Raw genomic sequence first — 25,619 nt, 5'->3', positions numbered from 1 at the left:
AACGAAGGCCTGCAGTTGCGCGTCAAGGACCTGGAGTTCGACCGGCAGGTGATCCTGGTGCGGGAGGGCAAGGGCGGCAAGGATCGGGTGGTGATGTTGCCTCGCTCCCTCGTGGCACCGCTGTACGAACAGCTCGCTTGCGCACGGACACTGTGGCAAGCCGACGTGGCGTCCGGCCGTGCCTCGGTGGAGTTACCCACGGCGCTGGAGCGCAAGTACCCGCGAGCGGCATGGTCGTGGGCCTGGTTCTGGGTGTTTCCGCAGGCCAAGCATTCAGTCGATCCCCGCAGTGGCGTGGTGCGCCGGCACCATGTGTACGGCCAGACCTTCCAGCGTGCGTTCAAGCGAGCGATCGAACGGGCCGGCGTGCAGCGCCTGGCCCCACCGCACACGTTGCGTCACTCGTTTGCCAGGCACTTGCTGCGGGCCGGCTATGACATCCGCACGGTGCAGGACCTGCTGGGGCACGCCGATGTAGCCACCACGATGATCTACACGCATGTGCTCAAGGTGGCCGGTGGTGCAGTATGCAGCCCACTGGATGCGCTGGGCCCCGCTTCATGACCGCTCTGCGGTGCCAGCTCAACAGACGTTCACGGACGTCAGCTTGTGGCCGAGCGGAGTCAGCGTCGCCCCTCGCCACGAGATGATTGCTCGCTGGGTCGTAGACGAAGGCCTCCGCTCCGGCTGACGGCGGTCGCAAGTCCGTCCGATCGGACCGGCAGCAAACAGTCTCCATTCCTCTCAGCACCCCGAGGAGACACCCCCAAACCTGGAGATCCGGCGGAGGCGGGGCGTCGCTTGAACTTGGGAACCCGGCCGGAGTCTTGAGCGCCGCCGCCGAGACCTCTCCTCGGCCCCCGCCTGCTCAGGCCTGCGTCGTACCCGCCTGTGACCCAGCAGCCGGCACGGCGATGCCCAGGGCCAACGCCGTACTCAGGAACCACAGGATCTCGAACGCCGAGAGCCGGCTCGCCGCGGCCGCTTCGGCAACGCTCATGGCGCGCTGCGTCCAGGCAGCCACCAGCCGCGACGTGCTCGGACGCGAGAGGGCTGCAGGCTCGGGCGGGCGTATGAGCTGGTAGCGGCCATTGATGGTGTGCGGCGAGACGCCCTGGTCGATGAGGGCGTGCGTCATGCCCCACAGCAACGTCGACAACCGCAAGGTGTGGATCGCACCTGGCCACGACACGGTGTCGGAGGCGCGTTGCGGGTCGGCCAGCAGCAGCGGCCGCCCCAGCAGCTCGGCCTGCTGCATCGAGCTCGTGATCTCACCTGTGCGGAAGTCGACGACCATGGCGTGCCCGTCACCCACGGGAAACAGGGTGCGTCGACGCTCGCCGGCGAGCAAGTCCCCGACCAGCAGGTCGCGCAACGCGTGCAGCGCCACGCGGGCATGCTCGCGCTGCACGGCGCCGCGCGCCAGGTCGTACAGCGCTGCTGCGGCCTCTAGCACGTCTGTCATCTCGCTGATCCGCAGTGGCGAGGCCACCGAAAGGCCACGCGGCGAGTGGGCCGGCGTCGCGCCGCGTGGCGTAAGCCGCACCAGCACCCGCGGAGGCGAGACGTACTGGGACCAGTCGTGCGGCACGAAGAGTGTGGTACAGGCGGCAGCGTCTTCCACCCAGCGCAGGCGTAGGCCAGCTTGGCCATCGAGCATGCGCGTCATCGAGACCAGCACGGCACGATCGCGCGCATCGAGGCCGAGTGCGGCGATGTCGAGCGCACGCCCCTGCGGCGATGTGCCAGCGGAGGACGAGCCGGTATCAGGGGGGCCGAGATGTTCGGATTGCTCTGGCATCGGGCGGGTCGAGTGCTCGCAGCATGCATCGAAGGCCAGTCTAGCGACTCGCCTGGTGATCTGCGCTCAAAGACCTTCAGAACGCCGGCGCCAGCCGCTGAGCGACCGCTTGACAACCCAGTGCGGGTCGTCGACGTCTTCGTTGACGAGTTGAAGCCGCTGCGGCTCGGCCTCGATGGCGCGGAGCCAGCGGCAACCGGCCGGCCGTCGTACCACCCGGCGGTGCTGCTGAAGATCTACATCTATGGCTACCTCAACCAGGTGCAGTCGAGCCGACGCCTGGAGCGCGAAGCGCAGCGCAACGTCGAGCTGATGTGGCTGACGGGCCGCCTGGCACCGGACTTCAAAACCATCGCTGACTTCCGCAAGGACCATGGCGATGCGATCCGCAAGATGCGTCGCGAGTTCGTCCTGCTGTGCCGGCGACTCAAACTGTTCGCCGACGGCGTCGTTGCCATCGACGGAAGCAAGTTCAAGGCGGTGAACAACCGCGACAAGAACTTCACCAGCCACAAGATCCAGGTGCGGATGCAGCAGCTGGAGCACAGCATCAACCGCTACCTCGCTAAGCTCGATCGCGCTGATCGCGATCCGGCCGTTGTCCTTCCTGAGCGGGCGGCGCGGCTGAAGGAGAAGATCGCCAAGATCAAGGAGCAGATGCGCGGGCTCGGCGAGATCGAACAGCAACTGCAGTCCACGCAGGAACGGCAGATCTCCATGACCGACCCGGACGCTCGTTCCATGGCAACCAGCCGTCTGGGATCAGCGGTCGTCGGGTACAACGTGCAAACCGCGGTCGACGCGAAGCACCACCTGATCGTCGCGCACGAGGTGACCAACTCCGCGACGGATCGCGGGCAGCTGGCTGCGATGGCGAAGGCAGCCAAGGCAGCAGCTGGACATCCGAGGCCGATTGTGTTGGCGGACCGCGGCTACTTCGAGGGATACCAGATCCTCGAGTGCGAACGCGCAGGCATTGCGGCGATGGTGCCGAAGCCGCTGACATCGGGCGGCAAGTTCGAGGGCCGCTTCGACAAGCGCGACTTCATCTACGACAGTCGACACGACGTGTACCGATGCCCTGCGGGCCAGCAAGCCATCTACCGGTCACAAGAGCTGATCGCAGAGATGAGGGCGTAGAGCCCGAGCGCTGGGGGCGCATGCGGCCGACTCAAGCTTCGTGCGCGCAAACCGCGATCACCGCCGCGACCCTCGCGTCCGCTCGCCGCGGCTGTTTGCACACGGCCTCAGTCTGGGCCCGACGCTACATCGGCAATCTCCAAGCAAAACCGGTCGTACGGCCCACGGAGAGGCCTTGCCTTGCAGGAGGAGATCAAGTCTTCCGCAAATGATCGAGCCGATCGGCCCAAGCCTGCATCGTCTTGCGCCGCTGCGGTAGATAGGTCGCGAAGTTGTAGGCCGCGCTGACCGCATCGCGCTCCTGGTGTGCCAGTTGCAGTTCGATATGGGCATGGTCGAAGCCCATTTCGTGCAGCATCGTAGAGGCCACTCCGCGGAACCCGTGGCCGGTCATGCGGCCCTTGAAGCCTATGCGCTCGAGCGCCTTGAAGGGTGTTGTTGCTCATCGGCTTCTCGTGATCCCGCTCCCCGGGGAACAGCAAGTCACTCATTCCCTTGAGCTCGCACAAGCACCGCAACACCTCCACCGCCTGTCTCGACAACGGCACGATGTGAGACGTGCGCATCTTCATGCGCTCAGCCGGGATGCGCGGTACAGCCCGAGCGAGTCGGCAAACCGCGCTCGCGCCCTCCCCTCGGGACAGGTTGCACTTCGGCAGGCTGCATCGGCGTCGCTCCAAAGCGGCCACCAGAAAATGTGCCCCCAGCGCTCCAGATTTGTGCCCCCAAATGTGCCCCCGGAAATGCCTGGCTGTCAAAGCACCGTCTGGGACGTCCGGAAACGGAAAAAGCCCCGCCAACACTGGGTTTGCGGGGCTTTTGTCGGTCCTTGCGAGATCGCCTAGGACATATCACTGGCGGAGACGGAGGGATTCGAACCCTCGATGCACGTTTTAGCGCGCATACTCCCTTAGCAGGGGAGCACCTTCGGCCTCTCGGTCACGTCTCCGGAAATCGGAAGCCGCGATTATGCCGCAGGTTCGTCCAGATCGAACGCCTTGTGCAGGGCACGCACGGCCAATTCCATGTATTTCTCGTCGATCACCACGCTGGTCTTGATTTCGCTCGTGGAGATCATCTGGATGTTGATGGCCTCCTCGCTGAGGGCGCGGAACATCTTGCTGGCCACGCCCACGTGGCTGCGCATGCCGATGCCCACGATACTGACCTTGCAGATCTTCGCGTCACCCACCACCTCGGCGGCGCCCAGCTTGGGGCCGACCTGGTTCTTCAGCAGCTCGATCGTGCGTGCGTAGTCGTTGCGGTGCACGGTGAACGAGAAGTCGGTCTTCCCGTCGTGCGAGACGTTCTGGATGATCACGTCAACGTCGATGTTGGCCTCGGCCACCGGACCGAGGATCTGGAAAGCGATGCCCGGCTTGTCGGGCACGCCCAGCAGGGTGACCTTCGCTTCGTCTCGGTTGAAGGCAATGCCCGATACAACGGCTTGTTCCATCTTTTCGTCTTCCTCAAAGGTGATCAGCGTGCCCGACTTGGCTTCTTCGTCGAGTGGGATGTCCCAGGGCGTGAAGCTCGACAGCACGCGCAGCGGCACACGGTACTTGCCGGCGAATTCGACCGAGCGGATCTGCAGCACCTTGCTGCCCAGGCTCGCCATCTCGAGCATTTCCTCGAAGCTGATGGCATGCAGCCGGCGCGCTTCGGGCACCACGCGCGGGTCGGTCGTGTAGACGCCGTCCACGTCGGTGTAGATGAGGCACTCGTGGGCCTTGAGGGCTGCTGCCACCGCCACCGCGGACGTGTCCGAGCCGCCGCGGCCGAGGGTGGTCACATGACCTTCTTCGTCGATGCCCTGGAAGCCGGTGATGACCACCACCTTGCCGGCTTCGAGGTCTGCGCGCACGCGCGCGTCGTCGATGCTCTGGATACGCGCCTTCGTGTACGACGAGTCGGTCTTCACGGGCACCTGCCACCCTGCATAGCTCACCGCCTGGAGGCCTTCGGCCTGCAGGGCGAGCGACAGCAGCCCGGACGACACCTGCTCGCCGGTGGCGGCGATCATGTCGAGCTCGCGCGCGAGTTCGGGCGTCTGCGAAGCGGGTGAGACTTCTTTGGCGAGCCCGAGCAGGCGGTTGGTTTCGCCGCTCATGGCCGAGGGCACGACCACCATCTGGTGGCCAGCCCGGTGCCACTTGGCCACACGCTTGGCGACATTCTTGATGCGCTCGGTCGAGCCCATCGACGTGCCGCCGTATTTGTGAACGATCAGTGCCATGGAAATGGAATGCGCGGGGTTGGAGGGTGAGTCGTGCCAGTTCGCGCCGCGAAACGCGAAGAGCCTGCGATTTTAGCGGCAGCGCTTAAGACTTCCTGGCTGGCCGTGCAGGCTCAGAAGCGGCAGCGGCCTGCGGCACCCATTCGAGGCTGACCTGAGCCTCGCCCTTGGCGGCCCGTACGCGCTCGTCCACGCCCAGGCCGGGCGCAAAGACGAGTTGCTCGCCGTCGTAGAGCAGCGGCCCCTCGCGCGCCCACGCCGGCACCCCAGCGGCCTGGTATTGCTTCTTGAGGGCGCGGGCGGGCCGCCCTGCCCCGGCCTGGAATTGCTCGCCGCCCACACGTGGCGCGAGCCGGAGCTGGCCCAGCCGACCGAGCGCCACGCCGTCTTCGGTCACCCGGCGCACCACCAGTTGCCCGCCCCAACCCGGCAAGGCGTAGCGCCCGGCACGCGTGATGCGCACCACGGCCTCGCGCGGCGGTGCCGAGGCGGCCTGCCCCTGGTCACAGAGCGGCTCGAACGTGAGCCACCCCCGGTACCGGCGCAGCACACCGGTCTTCAAGGTCCATGTGGCGGGCGACTGCCCCGGCAGTTCGTCGCACAGGCGGGTCAGCTCGGCGGCCGTGGGCGCCTCACCGCCCTTGCCGCGCAGCCACGCTCGAAGCGCGTTGCGTGCCCGGTGGGGTTCAAGCGCCCTCCAGGACGCCACCTGCAGGCGCGCGCCTGCCTGCAGCGCAGCGAGGTCGAGCGCGGCCAGATCGGCCAGGCATGCAGCCGCTTCCTGGGACCATGCGGCAGCGTCAGCCAGCGTGGCCTCTGCCTGCGGAAACGCATCCAGCAAGGCCGGCCAGACCTGCAGCCGCAGCCGGTTGCGGGCAAAGCGCGGATCGTCGTTGCTGTCGTCGTCCACGTGGGGGAGACGGTGGCGGCGCACGTAGGCCTCGACGGCCTCCCGTGGCTGGCAGAGCCAGGGGCGCGCCCAGGTCAGACCGTCACGCTCCGCCACGGCGGGCATGCCGGACAAGCCGGCCACCCCGGCGCCGCGCAGCGCTTGCAGCAGAAGGGTCTCGGCCTGATCGCGGCGGTGATGCGCCAGCAGCACGATGCCGGCCCCGGCCTGTTGCGCCAGGCGGCGCAGGGCCGCATAGCGCGCCGTGCGAGCCAATGCCTCGATGCTCTGGCCGCGCCCGGGCTTCAGGTGCAGGTGTTCATGCAACAGGTTGACCGGCAGCCCCTCGCGAGCCCAGCGGTCGCACTGGTCCTGGCAATGCGCCAGCCAGTCGTCCGCGAGCGGGCTGAGCCCGTGATGCACATGCAGTGCGGCCACCTGCACGCCGCTGTGCCGGGCGGCCTGCAGCGTGGCATGCAGCAAGGCAGTGGAATCGCGGCCCCCGCTGTAGGCGACCGCCACCACCGCCGGCGGGTTCATCAGCGATCTTTGGTGTCGGTGAAGCGGCCGTAGCTCTGCAGGCGCTCATAGCGGTGCTGCAGCAGCTCCTTCGGCTTGAGGTCGATGACCTGGCGCAGCGCGTCGTTGAGCGCGCGCTTCAGGTAGGCGCACATCTGCTTGGTGTCGCGATGTGCCCCGCCCACGGGCTCGTTGACGATCTTGTCGACGAGCCCCAGCGCCTTGAGCCGGTGCGCGGTGATGCCCAGTGCCTCGGCGGCTTCGGACGCACGCTCTGAGGTCTTCCAGAGGATGGACGCACAACCCTCGGGCGAGATCACCGAATACACAGAGAACTGCAGCATCAGCACCTGGTCGGCCACGCTGATGGCCAGCGCGCCGCCGGAGCCGCCCTCGCCGATGATGGTGGCGATGATCGGCACCTCGAGCTGCGCCATCTCGAAGATGTTGCGGCCGATCGCTTCGGACTGGCCGCGTTCCTCGGCGCCGATGCCGGGATAGGCACCGGGCGTGTCGACGAAGGTGAACACCGGCACGCCGAACTTCTCGGCCAACTTCATCAGGCGCAGGGCCTTGCGATAGCCCTCGGGGCGCGACATGCCGAAGTTGCGCGCGGCACGCTCTTTCGTGTCGCGGCCCTTCTGGTGGCCGAGCACCATGCAGGCCTGGCCGTTGAAGCGGGCGAGGCCGCCGACGATGGAAAGGTCGTCGGCAAACGCGCGGTCGCCGTGCAGTTCCTGGAAGTCGGTGAAGATCTCGTTCACATAGTCCAGCGTGTACGGCCGTTGCGGGTGACGCGCGATCTGCGTCACCTGCCAGGGCGACAGGCTGGAGTAGATGTCCTTGGTGAGCTGCTGGCTCTTCTTGCTCAGGCGGTCAATCTCTTCCGAGATGTCGACAGCCGACTCGTTCTGCACATAACGCAGTTCGTCGATCTTGGTCTCGAGCTCGGCAATGGGCTGCTCGAATTCGAGGAAGTGTCTCTTGCTCATCCCAACTTTTCCTTTTCGAAGGTTCGTCGGCCGCGTCCAGACGCGGTTTTAGTAGTCAACGGGCAGCGGGTCAAGGCTGCGCCACAGGTACCAGGTGGCCACCGAGCGGAACGGCGCCCAGGCGTCACCCACTTCGCGAGCCTCCACGCGGGAGACGGGCTCGCCGCTGAAATAGCTCTGGCTGATGCCCTTGAGCAGCCCCAGGTCGTCCAGCGGCAGCACGTTGGGGCGCATCAGGTGAAAGATCAGGAACATCTCGGCCGTCCAGCGGCCGATTCCGCGGATGGCCACCAGTTCCTCGATGATCGCCTCGTCGTCCATGCCGGCCCAGGCTTTCACGTGCACCGTGCCCGAGTCGAAATGCGCCGCGAGGTCGTGCAGGTATTCGATCTTGCGAGCCGAAAGCCCTGCGGCCCGCATCTCGGCCGCGTCGAGTTCGAGCACTGCACTGGGCGGTATGCGGTGCGTGGGGCCGGGCAGCAGCGAGGCAAACCGGTCCCACACCGACTGCGCGGCCTTCACCGAGATCTGCTGCCCCACGATGGAACGCGCCAGCGTGGTGAACGCATCGCCGCGGCTTTGCAGGCGGGCCTCGCCGAACTGCGGGATCAGCTTGCGCATGACTCGGTCGCGCTTGGCGAGGTACTTGCAGGCGTCGTCCCAATAGTCGGGCGTGACGAGGCTGGGCATGGAAGTGCGCGCCACGGTGTCTCAGGCCTTCGGTGCGGCAGCAACCGTGACCCAGGTGGTACCGGCCGGGGTGTCCTTGAGTTCGATGCCCTGCTCTGCGAGCTCCTTGCGGATGCGATCGGCCTCGGCGAAATTGCGGGCCTGCTTCGCCGCCGCACGCGAAGCGATGAGTGCCTGGATCGCTGCTTCATCGAGCGCAGCACCGCCTTGCAGGTAGGCACGCGGCGCCTGCTGAAGCAGGCCGAGCGTGGCGCCGAGCGCCTTCAGCTGCGCCGCCTGTTGTGCAGACCGCGTGCGGTTGACCTCGGCCGCCAGCTCGAAGAGCACCGACACGGCAATCGGCGTGTTGAAGTCGTCGTCCATCGCCGCCTTGAAGCGGGCAGCGTGCGGCTCGTTCCAGTCGACCGCCACGGGGTCGGCTTCGATGCCGTCGAGCGCGGTGTAGAGGCGCCGCAGCGCCTGTCTGGCGTCGTCGAGCCCGGCATCGCTGTAGTTGAACGGGCTGCGGTAGTGCACCCGCAACATGAAGAAGCGCACCGTCTCGCCGTCGTAGCTCTTGAGGACGTCGCGGATGGTGAAGAAGTTGCCGAGCGACTTCGACATCTTCTCGTTGTCGACGTTCAGGAAGCCGTTGTGCATCCAGACCTTGACGAACGGCCGTCCGGTCGCGCCCTCGCTCTGGGCGATCTCGTTCTCGTGGTGCGGAAACTGCAGGTCCATGCCACCGCCGTGAATGTCGAAGGTTTCGCCCAGGAGGGCACAGCTCATGGCGGAGCATTCGATGTGCCACCCGGGCCGGCCTGCGCCGAAGGGTGCTTCGTACTTGGCGTCCTTCGGCTCCTCGGGCTTTGCGGCCTTCCACAGCACGAAGTCCAGCGGATCGTCCTTGCCTTCGGCCACAGCCACCCGCTCACCGGCACGCAGCTGGTCGAGCGACTTGCCGGAAAGCTTGCCGTAACCCGGGAACTTGCGGACCGCGAAGTTCACGTCGCCGTTCGACGCCCGATAGGCGAGACCCTTGTCCTCGAGCTGGCCGATCAGGTCGACCATGTGGGACACGTATTCCGTGGCGCGCGGCTCGTGCGTGGGGCGCTCGATGCCCAGGGCGCCGATGTCGCGGTGCATCGCCTGCGTCATCTCTTCGGTGAGCTCACGGATGGAGATGCCCCGCTCCAGCGCACGCTTGATGATCTTGTCGTCGATGTCCGTGATGTTGCGCACATAGGTCACGCGATAGCCGCTCACCTTCAGCCAGCGCTGCACCACGTCGAAGGCCATCATCATGCGGGCATGCCCCACATGACAGAGGTCGTAGATGGTCATGCCGCACACGTACATGCGCACGTGGCCGGGTTCGATCGGCGCAAAGGCTTCTGTCTGACGCGTGAGCGTGTTGTGGATGCGCAAGGTCATGGGAGGCTGGGAAAGCGAGCATCTGCTTGCAGCGGCGTGACCGCACTGGGCACGCCCCAGGGCTGTGTCGCCTGGGCCCTCAGATACAATTTCGGCAGTATATCTGCGCCCCTTGTTGCGCAGCGTGAAGCAAGTCCCGCCCATGCCGCAACGCCCCCCCGCCTCTCGCGGTTCCCGCTGGTACAGACCACTCGCGACGATGACGGCAGCGCTGGCATTCTCGGCGGCGGCTCCTGCGAACGAGCTCTCCGAGATCCAGAAGCTGCTCAAGAGCGGCCAGACTGCCGAGGCGCTGCAGCGCGCCGACAAGGCCCTGGCCGCCGAACCGAAGGACGCGCAGCTGCGTTTCGTCAAGGGTGTCGCCCTGGTCGAACTGGGCCGGCAGAACGAAGCGATCAACATGTTCGTGAAGCTCGCCGACGACTACCCTGAGTTGCCCGAGCCCTACAACAACCTGGCGGTGCTGTACGCCGGCCAGAACCAGTACGACAAGGCGCGCACTGCCCTCGAGATGGCCATCCGCATCAGCCCGAGCTATGCGACTGCCTACGAAAACCTGGGCGACGTCTACGCAAAGCTGGCAAGCCAGGCCTATGCGAAGGCCCTGCAGATCGACGGCGGCAATGCGGCGGTGCCGCCCAAGCTGGCGCTCATCCGCGAGCTGTTCACGCACCGCAGCCGCATCGGCGGCACGGCGCAGGGCGCCGCGGCGCCTTGAACGGTTCGAGCCGCAAGACGCTCGAGCTGGCACGCCAGGTCGCGCAAGCGCAGGCACGCCTGCCGTTCACCGGCCCTGTCAAGCAGCAGTGCTGGGGCAAGGAAGGTGGACAATGGAAGATCTTTTTCGAAGGAGTGATCGGATGAAACGTTTCGCGTCCTGTCTGCCCGTGGTGGCCGCCACCCTGTTCGCCGTGGCCACGTCGACGGCAGCGCTCGCGCAGAAGGTCAAGCTGGCCACGAGTGCCGGCGACATCGTGCTCGAACTCGATCGGAAGAAGGCTCCCAAGACGGTCGACAACTTCGTGCAGTACGTGAAGGCCGGACACTACGACGGGACGATCTTTCATCGCGTGATCGACAACTTCATGATCCAGGGCGGCGGCATGACCGCCGACATGAACGAAAAGCCGACGCGTCCGCCGATTCCGCTCGAAAGCCGCAACGGCCTGAAGAACGAGCGCGGCACGGTGGCGATGGCTCGCACCATGGACCCGAACTCGGCCACCGCACAGTTCTTCATCAACGTGAAGGACAACGCCTTCCTCGACCAGGCCAACTCCCGCGACGGCAACGGCTACGCGGTGTTCGGCAAGGTCGTGTCGGGCATGGAAGTCGTCGACAAGATCAAGTCGGTCCAGACCGGCAATCGGGGCCCGCACCAGAACGTGCCGGTCGAGCCGGTCGTCATCAAGAAAGCCACTGTGGAGAAATGAGATGAGCAAGTTTGTCGAACTGCACACCAAGCAAGGCGTCATCCGCCTCGAGCTCGACGACGCCAAGGCGCCGAAGTCCGTCGAGAACTTCCTGAACTACGTGCGCAAGGGCCACTACAACGGCACCGTGTTCCACCGCGTCATCAAGGGCTTCATGATCCAGGGCGGCGGCTTCGAGCCGGGCCTCAAGCAGAAGGCCACTGACGCCGCCATCGAGAACGAGGCCGGCAACGGCCTGAAGAACGAGAAGTACACCCTGGCCATGGCCCGCACGAACGCGCCCCACTCGGCCACGGCACAGTTCTTCATCAACACGGCCAACAACGAATTCCTGAACTTCAAGTCCGAGAGCCCGCAGGGCTGGGGCTATGCAGTGTTCGGCAAGGTCGTCGGCGGCACCGAGATCGTCGACCAGATCGAGAAGGTGCGAACCGGGCGCAGCGGCTTCCATGACGACGTGCCGCTGGAAGACGTGGTGATCGAGAAGGCCGTCGAGGCCTGAGTTGCGGATGGTGGTGGCCTCGACGTCTGGCTCTTCGGCCGACCTTTCACTGGACCTGCCGCGGTTCTCGCGGTACGAGGCCCCACCCCACTGGAAAAGCATCGACTTCCTGTCGGACCTGCACCTTCAAGAGTCGACGCCCCGCACCTTCGCGGCACTCGAGGCCCACCTGTTCGGCACGACGGCTGACGCGGTGTTCATCCTCGGCGACCTGTTCGAGGCCTGGGTTGGAGACGACGCGCGCTTCGAAGGGTTCGAGAAGCGCTGCGCCGCCTTGCTGGCAGCCGCAGCAAAGGTGAGGCCCGTGGCCTTCATGGCGGGAAACCGAGACTTCCTCGTCGGAGCCGACCTGCTCGGCAATTGCGGCGTGGCTGCCCTGCACGACCCAACCGTCCTCAGCGCCTTCGGCCGCCACGTGCTGCTGACCCATGGGGACGCCCTTTGCCTGGACGACCGGGAGTACCAGCGCTTCCGCGCACAGGTGCGCCAGCCTGCATGGCAGCATGCCGTGCTTGCGCGCCCATTGCCGGAGCGCAGGGCGTTGGCCAGGCAGATTCGCGACGCCAGCGAACAGCGCCGCCAGCAGGGTCACGACGTCGAAGGCTATGGCGACCTCGACCCGGCCGCAATGGTCCGCTGGATGCAGGCGGCAGGCGCACCGGTGCTGGTGCACGGCCATACGCACCGACCGGCGCACCAGGCCCTCGGGCACGGATGCGAACGCTGGGTACTGAGCGACTGGGATTTCGACGGGACGTCCCCTCGCGGCGACGTCCTGCGATGGAGCCGCACAGGCCTCGAGCGGATCCCCATCGACGCCGCTGCACCATGATCGGCAACTGGTGGCGGCGCAGGCGCGAAGCCCGGGTGCTGCTCCAGCGCGCCATACCCGACAGCCTGTGGCTCGACACGCTGCAGCGCTACCCGTTTCTGCATCAGCGCGATGAGGCTGACCGGGCAGAGCTGCGCCGGCTGGCCACCCTGTTCCTGGCGGACAAGGAGTTCTCGGGCGCCGGAGGGCTGGTTGTCACCGATGAGATGGCGGTGGCCGTGGCAGCGCAGGCTTGCCTGCCGATCCTCCGGCTGGGGCTGGCAAGTTATGACAGCTTCGTCGGAATCGTCATGCACTCGGACGAGGTGGTGGCCCGGCGTCAGGCGACAGACGAAGCTGGTGTCGTGCACGACTACGACGAAGTGCTGTCCGGGGAAGCGATGGAAGGCGGACCCGTCATGCTGTCCTGGCGCGACGTCGCCGAGGCGGGCGCGTCGGCCGAGATGGGCTACAACGTCGTGATCCACGAGTTCGTACACGTACTCGACATGCGCGACGGCCTTGCGGACGGCATCCCGCCGATGCCTTCGCGCGCGGAGCGGAAACGCTGGTCCGACGTGCTCAGCGGCGAATACGAGCGGCTGCGCGAAGACGTTGATCGCGGCTTCGACACCTTCCTGGACCCCTACGGAGCCGAAAGTCTGGAGGAGTTCTTTCCAGTGGCCGCGGAGGCGTTCTTCGTTGCGCCACAAGGTTTGCTGGCCGAACACCCCGCCTTGTACGACCTGCTGCGCAGCTACTTCAGGCAGGATCCGGCGCCCGGCGGGTAAGCACCGAACACCGAAACAACAAGGGGAGCCGAAGCTCCCCTTGTCTTGACCGCAGCCTGCCGTCAGTCAGCTGTGGCCGGCTCCGCCTTCGGCCGGTCGCTCTTGCGAGCAGGCTGGATGTCCAGCACCGCCTGGCCTTCGGCATCCACGTCCACCGTGAGCCGACCGCCGTCGACCAAGCGGCCAAACAGCAACTCGTCGGCCAGCGCCCGGCGAATGGTGTCCTGGATGAGGCGCTGCATCGGCCGCGCGCCCATCAACGGATCGAACCCCTTCTTGGCCAGGTGTTCGCGCAAGGCGTCGGTGAAGGTCACTTCGACCTTCTTCTCGGCCAGTTGGCTCTCGAGCTGCAACAGGAACTTGTCGACCACACGCAGGATGATTTCCTCATCGAGCGGCTTGAAGCTCACGGTGGCATCGAGCCGGTTGCGGAACTCCGGCGTGAACAGGCGCTTGATGTCGGCCATCTCGTCGCCCGCTTCGCGCGCGTTGGTGAAGCCGATCGTCGCCTTGTTCATGGTCTCGGCACCCGCGTTCGTGGTCATGATGATGATCACGTTGCGGAAGTCGGCCTTGCGTCCGTTGTTGTCGGTCAGCGTACCGTGGTCCATCACCTGCAGCAGCACGTTGAAGACGTCCGGGTGCGCCTTCTCGATCTCGTCGAGCAGCAGCACGGCATGCGGTTTTTTGGTGATCGCCTCGGTCAAGAGCCCACCCTGATCGAAACCGACATACCCCGGAGGGGCGCCGATCAGCCGGCTGACCGTGTGCCGCTCCATGTACTCGCTCATGTCGAACCGCACCAGCTCGATGCCGAGGATGTACGCCAGCTGCTTGGCCACTTCCGTCTTGCCCACACCCGTCGGGCCGCTGAACAGGAACGAGCCGATCGGCTTGTCTGGCTTGCCGAGCCCAGAGCGGGCCATCTTGATGGCGGCCGCCAGCGCGTCGATCGCCGCGTCCTGACCGAACACCACGCTCTTCAGATCGCGGTCCAGGCTCTTGAGCTTGGAACGGTCGTCGTTGCTCACGCTGGCCGGCGGAATGCGCGCGATCTTGGCCACGATGTCTTCCACCTCGGCACGCGTGATGGTCTTCTTCTGCTTGCTCTTCGGCAGGATGCGCTGCGCCGCGCCGGCCTCGTCGATCACGTCGATCGCCTTGTCGGGCAGATGACGGTCGTTGATGAACTTGGCCGACAGCTCAGCGGCGGCTTGCAGCGCATTGAGCGCGTACTTGACGCTGTGGTGCTCCTCGAAGCGAGACTTCAAGCCTTTCAGGATCTCGACGGTCTGCTCCACCGAGGGCTCGACGACGTCGATCTTCTGGAAGCGGCGAGACAACGCAGCGTCCTTCTCGAAGATGCCACGGTATTCGCTGAACGTGGTGGCGCCGATGCACTTGAGCGTGCCGGAACTCAGCGCCGGCTTCAGCAGGTTGCTCGCATCCAGCGTGCCGCCCGAGGCGGCGCCTGCGCCGATCAGCGTGTGGATCTCGTCGATGAACAGGATGGCACCAGGCTGGTCTTTCAGCTGCTTGAGCACGCCCTTCAGGCGCTGCTCGAAATCGCCGCGGTACTTGGTGCCCGCCAGCAGAGCGCCCATATCGAGCGTGTAGACGGTAGCGTCGGTGAGCACCTCCGGCACCTCGCCCTGGGTGATGCGCCACGCCAGACCTTCCGCAATGGCGGTCTTGCCCACACCCGCTTCACCGACCAGCAGCGGATTGTTCTTTCGGCGACGGCACAGGATCTGAATGACTCGCTCGACCTCGTGTTCGCGGCCGATCAACGGATCGATCTTGCCGTCCTTCGCCATCTGGTTGAGGTTCTGGGTGAACTGCTCGAGCGGCGAGCCCTTGCCTTCACCCTCCTCCTTCTCGCCTTCGGCGCCAGCGCCGTCGTTCGACTTGGCGGGCTCGGGCGGCTCGGACTTCTTGATGCCGTGGGCGATGAAGTTCACCACGTCGAGCCGCGTCACGCCCTGCTGGTGCAGGTAGTACACGGCATGCGAATCCTTCTCGCCGAAGATGGCGACCAGCACGTTGGCACCGGTCACTTCCTTCTTGCCGCTGCCGGTGGACTGCACGTGCATGATCGCGCGCTGGATGACACGCTGGAAACCCAGCGTGGGCTGGGTGTCCACCTCGTCCGTGCCACCGACCGTGGGCGTGTTCTCCTTGATGAACTGCGTCAAGCTCTTGCGAAGATCGTCAATGTTCGCGGAGCAGGCGCGCAGCACTTCTGCAGCCGAGGGGTTGTCGAGCAACGCCAGCAGGAGATGCTCGACAGTGATGAATTCATGTCGCTGCTGACGCGCCTCGACGAACGCCATGTGCAGGCTGACTTCCAACTCTTGCGCAATCATGCGGCCTCCATAATGCACTGCAAAGGATGCCCGGCCCGCCGGGCGGCGGTGAGCACCATCTCGACCTTCGTCGCAGCGACGTCCTTCGTGTAGACGCCGCAAACTCCACGCCCTTCATGGTGAATCTTCAGCATGATCTGGGTCGCGGTCGCTTCATCTCGCTGGAACAACTCCTGCAGCACCATCACGACGAACTCCATCGGCGTGTAGTCGTCGTTGAGCATGACAACCTGATACAGCGCCGGCGGTTTGACACGTGCGGTCTTCCGCTCGGCAACGACCGCGCCCTGCCCGTCCTCGTTGGGCGGCTGGACGACGGGCGGTTGTGGCGGCTTCTCGGCTGGCATGAATCGATTCTATAGAGATGGGTGACAAAGACACTGCCAAGATATTGCATCGAGTACCAAGACCTCAAGGGCCGAATTGGATGTTTCGAGCCGTCGTTTTCGGCAAACCCTACAAGCCGCCGGCCTCCTCCGTCGGGCCTATCAGTCAAAGCTGTCGCCAGCTTGACAGCACCAAATGTGCCGCCGAGAATTATTTGCTTATCAGGGACAAGAGGAGAGCAAGAATGGCGCTCGGAACGGTGAAGTGGTTCAACGATGCCAAGGGTTTTGGCTTCATTGAACCCGAGGGTGGCGGCGAGGACGTGTTCGCACATTTCTCGGCCATCCAGATGGAAGGCTTCCGCACATTGAAGCAGGGCAGCAAGGTCAGCTTCGATCTCGTGCAGGGCCCCAAGGGCATGCTGGCGCAGAACATCTGCTCAGCCGAACCACGGGAGGCCCGCCCCACGGCCCCATCGGCCGCAACAGCCTCTCCGGAACCAGCCTTCGTGCGCTGAAGCCTTTTGCCCCTAAGAACAAAGCCCGCCATCCGGCGGGCTTTGTTCTTCTCGGGGGGCAGACAACGCGCCTGCCCCGCGCACGCGGCTTACCTTACATGTGATCGATCATCACCTGGCCGAAACCCGAGCAGCTGACTTGGGTGGCGCCGTCGAGCAGGCGCGCGAAGTCGTAGGTCACCTTCTTTGACAGGATCGCCTTTTCCATCGAACTGATGATGAGGTCGGCAGCCTCGGTCCAGCCCATGTGGCGCAGCATCATTTCGGCCGAGAGGATTTCCGAACCCGGGTTCACGTAGTCCTTGCCGGCATACTTGGGGGCGGTGCCGTGAGTGGCCTCGAACATGGCGACCGAGTCCGACAGGTTGGCACCCGGGGCGATGCCGATGCCGCCCACCTGAGCGGCCAGGGCGTCGGAGACATAGTCACCGTTGAGGTTCAGCGTCGCGATCACCGAGTACTCGGCCGGGCGCAGCAGGATCTGCTGCAGGAAGGCGTCGGCGATGGCGTCCTTGACCACGATTTCCTTGCCGGTCTTCGGGTTCTTGAACTTGCACCACGGGCCGCCGTCGATCAGTTCAGCGCCGAACTCCTTCTGTGCCAGGGCATAGCCCCAGTCACGGAACCCGCCTTCGGTGAACTTCATGATGTTGCCCTTGTGCACCAGCGTCACGGAAGGCTTGTCGTTGTCGATGGCGTACTGGATCGCCTTGCGCACCAGGCGCTCGGTGCCCTCCTTCGACACAGGCTTCACGCCGATGCCGGAGGTTTCCGGGAAGCGGATCTTCTTGACGCCGAACTCTTCCTGCAGGAACTTGATGAGCTTCTTGGCCTTGTCGCTCTGGGCTTCGAACTCGATGCCGGCATAGATGTCTTCGGAGTTCTCGCGGAAGATCACCATGTCCGTCTTTTCCGGTTCCTTCACCGGCGAGGGCACGCCCTTGAACCAGCGCACCGGGCGCAGACAGACGTATAGATCGAGTTCCTGGCGAAGCGCCACGTTCAGCGAACGGATGCCGCCGCCGACGGGCGTGGTCAGCGGGCCCTTGATCGAAACCACGTAATCCTTCAGGACAGCGAGCGTCTCTTCGGGCAGCCACACATCTGGACCGTAGACCTTGGTCGACTTCTCGCCGGCGTAGATCTCCATCCAGTGGATCTTGCGCTTGCCGGCGTAACTCTTCTGAACCGCGGCGTCGACCACCTTGATCATCACCGGCGTGATGTCGAAGCCGGTGCCGTCGCCTTCGATGTAGGGAATGATCGGCTGGTCGGGCACATTGAGGGAGAAGTCCTTGTTGACGGTGATCTTCTGCCCGCCCTCGGGCACCTTGATGTGCTGGTACATGTGCGCTTGACTCCGCTTGTGATGAGACTGAGAGAACCAGGCCGCTAGGGACGCCGGTCTAAACGGAAGATTCTACGGCAGCGCTGCAGGCCGTCCGGGCGATCGCAATGGCCCCAGCAGGGGTGGTTGCGAGGTTCGCACAGGCTGCGTCAGCCGGGCCGGCCGGCTGTGCGTTACCCTCGGCGTCCAGCTACCGCCCCAGCCGATGAAACACGCCTTCTCCTTCGCCGCCCTCCTTTGCGCCCTGGCAGTGCAAGCCCAGGAGCAACCGAAGCTCGCCACCGTTCGCCTCAACTCGGGCATGTACAACATCAGCGCCGAGCTGGCGCGCACGCCTCAGCAGCGCGAAATCGGGTTGATGGGCCGTCGCAGCATGGGAGACAGCGAAGGGATGCTGTTCGTGTTCGAGCAACCAGGGCTTCAGTGCTTCTGGATGAAGAACACCCTGCTGCCGCTCTCCATCGCCTTCATTGCGGACGACGGCACGGTGGTCAACATCGCCGACATGAAGCCGCAAAGCCTCGACTCGCACTGCTCAACCAAGCCGGTGCGCTATGCGCTGGAGATGAACAAGGGCTGGTTCGCCAAGCGCGGCGTCAAGGCAGGCAGCAAGCTCGACGGCGAGCCGTTCGGGCCGCGCTGACCGCACGGAGCGCCTCAAAGCGTCTTGGCGAGCACGCGGGCGCGCAGGTCGTTCAAGGAGGCGATCGCCGCCTCGCGACCAGCGGCAATGGCACGCTTGCGCGCGCTGAAGTCGGCGCTGGACACACCCGCCAGTTTCGGCCGCAGGACCACATCGGCTTCCCGCAGTTCGAAGTGGTTGATGCTGCGGCCCATGATGGCGAAGGTCTGCAGCAGCAGGCGCATCGTGTCGGTCGTGGCATTGCCCTCGGGCGCAGCCGAAATGTCCACCGCGATCACGAACTCGGCACCCATCTGCCTGGCAAAGCGCACCGGCACCGGGGCGACGAGTCCGCCGTCCACATATTCGCGCCCGTTGATCGGCACCGGCTGAAACACCGCCGGCACGGCACTCGAGGCACGCACCGCCAAGCCGGTATCACCGCGCTGGAACAGCACCGGCTGCCCGTTGCCGAGGTCGGTGGCCACGATGCCCAGCGGCATCTTCATCTGCTCGATGAGCTTGCCCCCGGTCATCTTGCGCACGTAGTTGGCCAGCGCCTCGCCACGCAGCATGCCGCGGCCGGGGAACATCCAGTCGGTGATCGCCGATTCGTCCATGCTCTCGGCGAGCGAGCCCATCTCGACCCCGCTTTTGCCCGACGCGTACATCGCGGCAACCAGGCTGCCTGCGGATGTGCCGACGACGAGGTCGGGCCGGACGCCCTGCTCCTCCAGGACCTGGATCACGCCGATGTGTGCAAAACCACGGGCGGCGCCACCGCCCAGCGCCAGACCGATGCGCGGAGGCTTGGGGGGTGCCTTCGGAATGACGACCGCCGGCGCCTCGGGAGGCACCTCGACAGGAACGCTGGGCTGCGCGGGCGGCGAGGGGGTGGTCGTGCAGGCGGCCAAACCGAAGGCGGCGAGTCCGACGCCGCCAGCCAGCAAGCCGCGGCGGCCAAGATCAGGGGTTGTCATACGGATGCAGATTCTAGAGACCTGTTTCATATGCCCGGCAGCCATAAGCACCAGCAAAATTTGTAGTTCGCATTTATATATGCCGTTTGTAGAGTGCAGCCTTCCAGCACTTTGCCGCACTGCACCAGCACACCATGGATTGGCTCGCCGTTGTTTCCGGATTCGGGGTGGGCGCCATCGTGGGCATGACCGGCGTGGGCGGCGGATCGCTGATGACGCCCCTGCTGCTCACGGTGTTCAAGCTGAATCCCGCGGTGGCCATCGGCACGGACCTCTGGTTTGCGGCCATCACCAAGACCTCCGGGTCGCTGGCCCACCATCGCCACGGCAACGTGGACTACCGCATCACCGGTCTGCTGCTGCTCGGCAGCATCCCCGCCTCGCTGGCCACCATCGGGCTGATGCACTACACGGGTGTCACCAAGGGCTGGGCGAGCGCCCTCACCCTTTCGCTGGGCATCGCCTTGCTGCTCACCGCCGTGACGGTGGCCTACCGCCAGGCCTGGCATGCCGTCGGCATGCGGCTGGAACGCTGGCTGCCGCAGGAACGCAAGGGCTTCTTCACCGTCCTGTCGGGGCTCATCCTCGGCGTGCTGGTGTCGCTCAGCTCCATCGGCGCGGGTGCCATCGGCGCCACCCTCATCCTTCTGCTGTACCCGCGCATGGAAACCCGCCGCCTCGTCGGCACCGACATCGCGCACGCCGTCCCGCTGACCCTGGTGGCCGGTATCGGCCATGCGACGCTGGGCCATGTGGACTGGGTTCTGCTGGGCGCGCTTCTGCTCGGCTCGATACCCGGCATCTGGCTCGGTGCCCAGCTGACACGCCGGCTGCCTGAACACCTGGTGCGAGCGCTGCTGTGCATCGCGCTCGTCACCGCCGGGCTCAAGGTCATTCACTGATTTCCCCACGCCCGGCAGCTCGACCGGGAGAACACGACATGTACCAGTACACCGACTTCGACAAGCATTTCGTCAGGCAACGCGCGGCGCAGTTTCGCGACCAGCTGGAGCGCAACATCGCCGGCACGCTGGGCGATGACGAGTTCCGCCCGCTGCGCCTCCAGAACGGCTGGTACATCCAGCGCCATGCGCCGATGCTGCGCATCGCCGTGCCTTACGGTGAGCTGTCGAGCCGCCAGCTGCGCCAGCTGGCTCGCATCGCCCGCGAATACGACCGCGGCTACGGGCACTTCACCACCCGCCAGAACCTGCAGTTCAACTGGATCCCGCTGGTGAAGAGTGCCGACGTGATGGACCTGCTGGCCGAGGTCGACATGCACGGCATCCAGACCAGCGGCAACTGCATTCGCAACATCACGAGCGACGCGCTGGTGGGCGTGGCGGCCGACGAGATCGTCGATGCCCGCCCCTACTGCGAAATCCTGCGCCAGTGGTCCACGCTGCACCCCGAGTTCGCCTTCCTGCCGCGCAAGTTCAAGATTGCGGTGAATGGCGCCGCCGAAGACCGCGCCGCCATCGCCTGGCACGACATCGGCCTGCAGCTGCTCAAGAACGACGCAGGCGAAGTGGGCTTCAAGGTGCTGGTAGGTGGCGGCATGGGCCGCACGCCGATCCCCGGCACAGTGATCCGCGAGTTCCTGCCCTGGAACCAGATCCTGGTCTACATCGAGGCCATCGTGCGCGTGTACAACCGCTACGGCCGGCGCGACAACATGTACAAGGCGCGCATCAAGATCCTGGTCAAGGCGGAAGGCGAGCGCTTCATCAAGAAGGTCGAGGAAGAGTTCGCGGCCATCCTGGAGCGTGACCTCGACGGCTCGGCGCACATCATTCCGCAGCACGAGTTCGACCGCGTGGCTGCCGGCTTCGTGCTGCCCGAAGGCGTGGCACCACGCGCCTCCACCGGCGACGGTGCGCCTGCCGATGCACCGGTGGCCTATCGCAAGTGGCTCGAGCGCAACGTGCACGGCCACCAGATCCCCGGCTACCGCGCGGTCACGCTGTCTCTCAAGCGCATCGGCCAGGCTCCCGGCGACGCCACCGACGAGCAGATGGACCTGGCGGCCGGCCTGGCCGACAAGTACTCGAGCGGCGAGCTGCGCGTGTCGCACGACCAGAACCTGGTGCTGCCCTGGGTGCGTGAGTCCGAGCTGTATGCGCTGTGGCAGGAGGCCAAGGCCGCCAGTTTCGCCACGCCCAACATCGGCCTGCTCACCGACATGATCGCCTGCCCGGGCGGCGACTTCTGCGCCCTGGCCAACGCCCGCTCGATCCCCATCGCCGCGACGCTCGCCGAGCGCTTCAACGACCTGGACGAGCTCTACGACATCGGCGACATCGACCTGCACATGAGCGGCTGCATCAACTCCTGCGGCCACCACCACACCGGCCACATCGGCATCCTCGGCGTCGACAAGGACGGCTCCGAGTGGTACCAGATCACCCTGGGCGGCTCGGATGGCTCCGCGCAGAGCGGCGCCTCGGTAGCCGGCAAGGTCATCGGCCCATCGTTTGCGGCCGATGAAGTGCCGGACGTCATCGAGGCGGTGATCGACACCTACCGTCACCAGCGCGCTGCCAACGAGCGTTTCATCGACACCGTCAAGCGCCTGGGCCTCGACCCCTTCAAGACGGCCGCCAACGCGGTGCGCCGCACGACCGCCGGCGACCGTGCCGCGGCCTGAGCCCGAGAGAACAAGACCATGAAGTTCATCGACCCCCACAAGGACACCTGGCGCACCGTCGGCGGCGAAGACGGCCCGCACGTCACCATCACCCCGGCGCCTCACCAGCTGCTGACGCTGGCGCAGTGGCATGCGGTGCGCAGCCAGTGGCCGGCGGATCTGCCGGTGGCCGTGAGCGTGCCGAACGATGCCGACATCGAGACCCTGGAGGAAGACCTGCCGCGTATCGCCGCAGTGGCGCTGCACTTCCCGAAATGGGTGGACGGCCGCGCCTACAGCCAGGCTCGCCTGCTGCGTTCGCGCTACCGCTACAAGGGCGAGGTGCGCGCCACCGGTGAAGTGCTGGTGGACATGGTGCCGCTGATGGCCCGCACCGGCTTCGATGCCGCCGTGCTGCGTGCCGACCAGTCGCTCGAAGCTGCCGAGCGCGCGCTGGGCTTCTTTGCCGGCCACTACCAGGGCGACACGCAGGACAACCGGCCGCTGTTCGCCCTCCCGGCCGGCACTGCGGAAGCGCGGTTGCGCGAGCGCGAGGCCTTCGTGAACCAGGGTGCCGCGATATGACTGCCATCGCGCTATACGCCCGGCGCAGCGCCGACTACGAAAGCAAGCTCGAGCACACCCTCGAGCTGCTTCGCGCCGCGGCGGCCGAACACCCCGGCACGGCGGTGCAAGCCACCAGCCTAGGCGTCGAAGACATGGTGGTCACCGATCTGATCGCCCGTCACGGCATCCCCATTGCGCTGGGCACGCTCGAAACCGGCATGCTGCATCCGCAGACGGTGGACCTGATCGGCCGCATCGAGGCGCACTACCCCGGGCAGAAGGTCGAGGTCTACCGCCCGGTGCAGGAGTCGGTGGTGCATTTCGTCAAGGCCAACGGCGACAAGGCGATGTACCAGAGCATCGACCTGCGCAAGACCTGCTGCCGCATCCGCAAGCTCGAGCCGCTGGCCCGCATGCTGAAGGACCGCAGCGCCTGGGTCACCGGCCTGCGCCGCGAGCAGTCCAACGACCGTGGCGGCGTGCCGTTCCGCGACCAGGACGACCAGGGCCGCGTCAAGTTCAACCCCCTGGCGGACTGGACGTGGGGTGACGTCTGGGCCTATGTTCAGGAACATGGCGTGCCCTACAACCCGCTGCACGATGAATTCATGCCCAGCATCGGCTGCGCGCCCTGCACGCGCGCCATCGCGGTGGGCGAAGACTTCCGCGCCGGCCGCTGGTGGTGGGAACAGGAAGGCCAGAAGGAGTGCGGGCTGCACGTCCACCAGGACGAACCCGCTGGCGCCGTTTCGATGATTGGAGGAGCGCAATGAACGCCCCGTTGAACCTGGATCAACTGCTGCCGGAGCTCGACCACCGGCATCTCGATGCCCTGGAAGAAGAAGCCATCTTCATCCTGCGCGAAGTGGCTGCGGCGTTCGAGCGCCCGGCCCTGCTGTTTTCGGGCGGCAAGGACTCCTGCGTGGTGCTGCGCCTGGCCGAGAAGGCCTTCAAGATGCGCAAGCAGGGGAACGACTTCGACGGCCGCCTCCCCTTCCCGCTGCTGCACGTGGACACCGGCCACAACTTCCCGGAAGTCATCGAGTTCCGCGACCGCCGCGTGGCCGAGATGGGCGAGCGCCTGGTGGTCGGCCACCTCGAAGACTCCATCAAGCGAGGCACGGTGCGCCTGGCCCATCCGCTGGAGTCGCGCAACGGCCACCAGACGGTGACGCTGCTCGAAGCCATCGAAGAGAACCGCTTCGACGTGCTGATCGGCGGGGCCCGCCGCGACGAAGAGAAGGCCCGCGCCAAGGAGCGCATCTTCAGCCACCGCGACAGCTTCGGCCAATGGCAGCCCAAGGAGCAGCGCCCCGAGCTTTGGACGCTGTTCAACACGCGCATCAAGCCGGGCGAGCACATGCGCGCCTTTCCGATCAGCAACTGGACCGAACTCGACGTCTGGCTCTACATCGCCCGCGAGAACATTCCGCTGCCCGGCCTCTACTACGCGCACGACCGCCAGGTCATCCGCCGCAAGGGGCTGCTGGTGCCGCTCACCGAGGTGACGCCGCCAGAGGCCGGTGAAACGGTCGAGACCGCCCAGGTGCGCTTCCGCACCGTGGGCGACATGACCTGCACCTGCCCGGTCGAAAGCCCGGCGGCCACGCCGGCCGAGATCGTGGCCGAAACCCTGACCGTGACCATCAGCGAGCGCGGCGCCACCCGCATGGACGACCGCACCTCCGATGCGTCGATGGAGCGCCGCAAGAAGGAAGGCTATTTCTGATGAGCACCGCCGTGACCACCACCGAACAACACGCCGTCACCGATGCGCTCACGCACCGCGCACTGCGTTTCCTCACCGCAGGCAGCGTGGACGACGGCAAGAGCACGCTGATCGGCCGCCTGCTCTACGACAGCCGGGCCATCCTGGCCGACCAGCTGGACGCGCTGGAGAAGCGCGCCGCCGGCCAACCCATCGACCTGTCGCTGCTGACCGACGGCCTCGAGGCCGAGCGCGAGCAGGGCATCACCATCGACGTGGCCTACCGCTACTTCGCCACGCGCGCACGCAAGTTCATCATTGCCGACGCCCCCGGCCACGAGCAGTACACCCGCAACATGGTGACCGCGGCTGCCGGCAGCGATGCCGCCGTGGTGCTGGTCGACATCACCAAGCTCGACTGGAAAACCCGCCCGGTGGCCCTGCTGCCGCAGACGCGCCGGCATTCGCTGCTGGCGCAGCTGCTGCGCGTACCCAGCCTCGTGTTCGCCGTCAACAAGCTCGACGCTGTGGATGACCCGAAGACCGCCTTCGAGGCGGTGCGCGAAGCGCTGCTCGCCTTCGCGCAGCAGGCCGGCATGGACGTGGCGGGCATCGTGCCGGTGTCGGCCCTGCGCGGCGACAACGTCACCGCCCCTGCAGCCGAATGGGCCGGCTGGTACGGCGGCCCGAGCCTGCTCCAGCTCCTGCACAAGCTGCCGGCGACTGACGAGCGCCATGACGGCTCACTGCTGGTGCCGGTGCAATACGTCGCCCGGGAAGGCGAAGGCACGGGCCACCAGCCGCGCACCTACTGGGGCCGCATCGCCCACGGCAGCGTGAAGGCAGGCGACGAAGTGCAGGCCTTCCCGAGCGGCGAAGTGGCCACGGTCAAGGAAGTGCGCCGCGCCGGCGAAGTGGTCGAACGCTGTGAAGCCGGGCAGTCCGCCGGCCTGGTGCTCGACCGCCAGATCGACGTTTCGCGCGGCGACTGGCTGGCAACGCCCGCCTCGCTGCAGACGACGCAGCAGTTCAGCGCCACGCTGGCCTGGCTGGACACCGAACCGGCGGTCGTCGGCCGCAAATACTGGGTGCGTCACGGCCATCGCTGGGTGCAGGCACGCATCACCGCCATCGACAGCCGGCTCGACATCCACACGCTCTCCGACACCGATGCACACGAACTCGCCGTCAACGAGATCGGCCGGGTGCAGGTGCAGGCGCAGTCGCCGCTGCCGGTGGAGCCCTATGCCGACAACCGCGTGGGCGGCGCGTTGATCGTGGTGGACCCCGCCACCCACCGCACCAGCGGCGCGCTGCTGGTGAAGGCTGCCGCCTGAGGCC

Annotated in this window: 25 protein-coding genes, 1 tRNA gene and 2 pseudogenes; 16 read left to right on the top strand and 12 right to left on the bottom strand. The window is 66.0% G+C overall.

Features of this window, described 5'->3' with window-relative positions:
• A partial coding sequence (locus E8D38_RS21480) for an integron integrase (protein ID WP_140635409.1) occupies positions 1–564 on the top strand: 564 nt, incomplete at its 5' end.
• Between the two features lie 304 nt (positions 565–868).
• Here E8D38_RS21480 and E8D38_RS21475 read toward each other — a convergent pair.
• On the bottom strand, positions 869–1,465 hold the full coding sequence (locus tag E8D38_RS21475) for a hypothetical protein (RefSeq protein ID WP_181179324.1): 597 nt from the start codon (positions 1,463–1,465) through the stop codon (positions 869–871).
• A 396-nt stretch (positions 1,466–1,861) separates the two neighbouring features.
• Between E8D38_RS21475 and E8D38_RS21470 the strand changes: the two are divergent.
• A pseudogene (locus tag E8D38_RS21470) lies at positions 1,862–2,908 on the top strand (IS1182 family transposase); the annotation flags it as partial.
• Between the two features lie 226 nt (positions 2,909–3,134).
• On the opposite strand, the pseudogene E8D38_RS21465 reads toward E8D38_RS21470, so the two are convergent.
• The 7 genes and pseudogenes from E8D38_RS21465 to cysS form a co-directional block, all read right to left on the bottom strand.
• Positions 3,135–3,531: pseudogene (locus tag E8D38_RS21465) on the bottom strand (tyrosine-type recombinase/integrase); the annotation flags it as partial.
• A 265-nt stretch (positions 3,532–3,796) separates the two neighbouring features.
• Positions 3,797–3,890 (bottom strand) — tRNA-Ser (locus tag E8D38_RS21460).
• Positions 3,891–3,908: 18 nt separating this feature from the next.
• Positions 3,909–5,177, bottom strand: a complete 1,269-nt coding sequence (locus E8D38_RS21455) for an aspartate kinase (protein WP_140635405.1) — start codon at positions 5,175–5,177, stop codon at positions 3,909–3,911.
• A gap of 85 nt (positions 5,178–5,262) precedes the next feature.
• Positions 5,263–6,606 (bottom strand): tRNA lysidine(34) synthetase TilS, encoded by a 1,344-nt coding sequence (gene tilS, locus E8D38_RS21450; RefSeq protein WP_140635403.1) that lies wholly within the window; start codon positions 6,604–6,606, stop codon positions 5,263–5,265.
• Complete coding sequence (locus tag E8D38_RS21445; RefSeq protein ID WP_140635401.1) at positions 6,606–7,577, bottom strand: acetyl-CoA carboxylase carboxyltransferase subunit alpha; 972 nt, start codon at positions 7,575–7,577, stop codon at positions 6,606–6,608. The genes tilS and E8D38_RS21445 overlap by 1 nt, the downstream gene beginning before the upstream one ends.
• A 48-nt stretch (positions 7,578–7,625) precedes the next feature.
• Positions 7,626–8,267 (bottom strand): DNA-3-methyladenine glycosylase family protein, encoded by a 642-nt coding sequence (locus tag E8D38_RS21440; RefSeq protein ID WP_140635420.1) that lies wholly within the window; start codon positions 8,265–8,267, stop codon positions 7,626–7,628.
• Between the two features lie 21 nt (positions 8,268–8,288).
• A complete protein-coding gene (gene cysS, locus E8D38_RS21435; protein ID WP_140635399.1) occupies positions 8,289–9,680 on the bottom strand; it encodes a cysteine--tRNA ligase in 1,392 nt (463 codons plus the stop codon).
• A gap of 199 nt (positions 9,681–9,879) precedes the next feature.
• Between cysS and E8D38_RS21430 the strand changes: the two genes are divergently transcribed.
• Genes E8D38_RS21430 through E8D38_RS21410 form a run of 6 tightly spaced genes read left to right on the top strand, consistent with a single transcriptional unit; the run spans position 9,880 to position 13,217 of the window.
• The gene (locus tag E8D38_RS21430) at positions 9,880–10,398 is read left to right on the top strand and encodes a tetratricopeptide repeat protein (RefSeq protein ID WP_140635397.1); all 519 of its coding nucleotides are present in this window, start codon (positions 9,880–9,882) and stop codon (positions 10,396–10,398) included.
• Complete coding sequence (locus tag E8D38_RS28410) at positions 10,395–10,544, top strand: hypothetical protein (protein WP_181179323.1); 150 nt, start codon at positions 10,395–10,397, stop codon at positions 10,542–10,544. The genes E8D38_RS21430 and E8D38_RS28410 overlap by 4 nt, the downstream gene beginning before the upstream one ends.
• Positions 10,541–11,113, top strand: coding sequence for a peptidylprolyl isomerase (locus E8D38_RS21425; RefSeq protein ID WP_140635395.1), 573 nt, complete (start codon positions 10,541–10,543; stop codon positions 11,111–11,113). Before E8D38_RS28410 ends, E8D38_RS21425 begins: the two co-directional genes overlap by 4 nt.
• Position 11,114: 1 nt before the next feature.
• Positions 11,115–11,615: a peptidylprolyl isomerase gene (locus E8D38_RS21420; protein ID WP_140635393.1), complete on the top strand. Its 501-nt coding sequence runs from the start codon at positions 11,115–11,117 to the stop codon at positions 11,613–11,615.
• A 7-nt stretch (positions 11,616–11,622) separates the two neighbouring features.
• Positions 11,623–12,447 carry a UDP-2,3-diacylglucosamine diphosphatase gene (locus E8D38_RS21415; RefSeq protein WP_140635391.1) on the top strand — a complete coding sequence of 275 codons (825 nt, stop codon included), beginning with the start codon at positions 11,623–11,625 and terminating at the stop codon, positions 12,445–12,447.
• Positions 12,444–13,217: a M90 family metallopeptidase gene (locus E8D38_RS21410; protein WP_140635389.1), complete on the top strand. Its 774-nt coding sequence runs from the start codon at positions 12,444–12,446 to the stop codon at positions 13,215–13,217. The genes E8D38_RS21415 and E8D38_RS21410 overlap by 4 nt, the downstream gene beginning before the upstream one ends.
• A 62-nt stretch (positions 13,218–13,279) precedes the next feature.
• Here the strand turns inward: E8D38_RS21410 and clpA are convergent, their stop codons facing one another.
• Together clpA and clpS are read right to left on the bottom strand one after the other, a co-directional pair.
• Positions 13,280–15,583, bottom strand: a complete 2,304-nt coding sequence (gene clpA / locus E8D38_RS21405; RefSeq protein ID WP_140635387.1) for an ATP-dependent Clp protease ATP-binding subunit ClpA — start codon at positions 15,581–15,583, stop codon at positions 13,280–13,282.
• Positions 15,580–15,930 (bottom strand): ATP-dependent Clp protease adapter ClpS, encoded by a 351-nt coding sequence (gene clpS / locus E8D38_RS21400; RefSeq protein WP_140635385.1) that lies wholly within the window; start codon positions 15,928–15,930, stop codon positions 15,580–15,582. Before clpS ends, clpA begins: the two co-directional genes overlap by 4 nt.
• A 224-nt stretch (positions 15,931–16,154) precedes the next feature.
• Here clpS and E8D38_RS21395 point away from each other — a divergent pair, with 224 nt between their 5' ends.
• Positions 16,155–16,427, top strand: coding sequence for a cold shock domain-containing protein (locus E8D38_RS21395; protein WP_140635383.1), 273 nt, complete (start codon positions 16,155–16,157; stop codon positions 16,425–16,427).
• A 94-nt stretch (positions 16,428–16,521) separates the two neighbouring features.
• On the opposite strand, the gene icd is transcribed toward E8D38_RS21395, so the two are convergent.
• A complete protein-coding gene (gene icd, locus E8D38_RS21390) occupies positions 16,522–17,775 on the bottom strand; it encodes an NADP-dependent isocitrate dehydrogenase (RefSeq protein WP_140635381.1) in 1,254 nt (417 codons plus the stop codon).
• Positions 17,776–17,980: 205 nt separating this feature from the next.
• On the opposite strand from icd, the gene E8D38_RS21385 reads away from it, so the two are divergent.
• Complete coding sequence (locus E8D38_RS21385) at positions 17,981–18,418, top strand: DUF192 domain-containing protein (protein WP_140635379.1); 438 nt, start codon at positions 17,981–17,983, stop codon at positions 18,416–18,418.
• Positions 18,419–18,432: 14 nt separating this feature from the next.
• On the opposite strand, the gene E8D38_RS21380 is transcribed toward E8D38_RS21385, so the two are convergent.
• Positions 18,433–19,407, bottom strand: a complete 975-nt coding sequence (locus tag E8D38_RS21380; RefSeq protein WP_246099598.1) for a patatin-like phospholipase family protein — start codon at positions 19,405–19,407, stop codon at positions 18,433–18,435.
• Positions 19,408–19,511: 104 nt separating this feature from the next.
• Here E8D38_RS21380 and E8D38_RS21375 point away from each other — a divergent pair, with 104 nt between their 5' ends.
• Genes E8D38_RS21375 through E8D38_RS21350 form a run of 6 tightly spaced genes read left to right on the top strand, consistent with a single transcriptional unit; the run spans position 19,512 to position 25,615 of the window.
• On the top strand, positions 19,512–20,279 hold the full coding sequence (locus tag E8D38_RS21375) for a sulfite exporter TauE/SafE family protein (RefSeq protein WP_140635377.1): 768 nt from the start codon (positions 19,512–19,514) through the stop codon (positions 20,277–20,279).
• 38 nt (positions 20,280–20,317) lie between these two features.
• Positions 20,318–22,024: a nitrite/sulfite reductase gene (locus E8D38_RS21370; RefSeq protein WP_140635375.1), complete on the top strand. Its 1,707-nt coding sequence runs from the start codon at positions 20,318–20,320 to the stop codon at positions 22,022–22,024.
• Positions 22,025–22,042: 18 nt separating this feature from the next.
• Positions 22,043–22,588 carry a DUF934 domain-containing protein gene (locus tag E8D38_RS21365; RefSeq protein ID WP_140635373.1) on the top strand — a complete coding sequence of 182 codons (546 nt, stop codon included), beginning with the start codon at positions 22,043–22,045 and terminating at the stop codon, positions 22,586–22,588.
• Complete coding sequence (locus tag E8D38_RS21360) at positions 22,585–23,343, top strand: phosphoadenylyl-sulfate reductase (RefSeq protein WP_140635371.1); 759 nt, start codon at positions 22,585–22,587, stop codon at positions 23,341–23,343. Before E8D38_RS21365 ends, E8D38_RS21360 begins: the two co-directional genes overlap by 4 nt.
• Positions 23,340–24,299 carry a sulfate adenylyltransferase subunit CysD gene (cysD, locus tag E8D38_RS21355; RefSeq protein ID WP_140635369.1) on the top strand — a complete coding sequence of 320 codons (960 nt, stop codon included), beginning with the start codon at positions 23,340–23,342 and terminating at the stop codon, positions 24,297–24,299. The genes E8D38_RS21360 and cysD overlap by 4 nt, the downstream gene beginning before the upstream one ends.
• The gene (locus tag E8D38_RS21350) at positions 24,299–25,615 is read left to right on the top strand and encodes a sulfate adenylyltransferase subunit 1 (protein ID WP_140635367.1); all 1,317 of its coding nucleotides are present in this window, start codon (positions 24,299–24,301) and stop codon (positions 25,613–25,615) included. Before cysD ends, E8D38_RS21350 begins: the two co-directional genes overlap by 1 nt.
• Positions 25,616–25,619 lie beyond the last annotated feature (4 nt).

It is taken from the genome of Methylibium rhizosphaerae (assembly GCF_006386545.1).
GTDB lineage: Bacteria > Pseudomonadota > Gammaproteobacteria > Burkholderiales > Burkholderiaceae_C > Pseudorivibacter > Pseudorivibacter rhizosphaerae.
The sequence above is the reverse complement of the archived record's forward strand: the minus strand, read 5'-3'. Positions and strand labels throughout refer to the sequence as shown.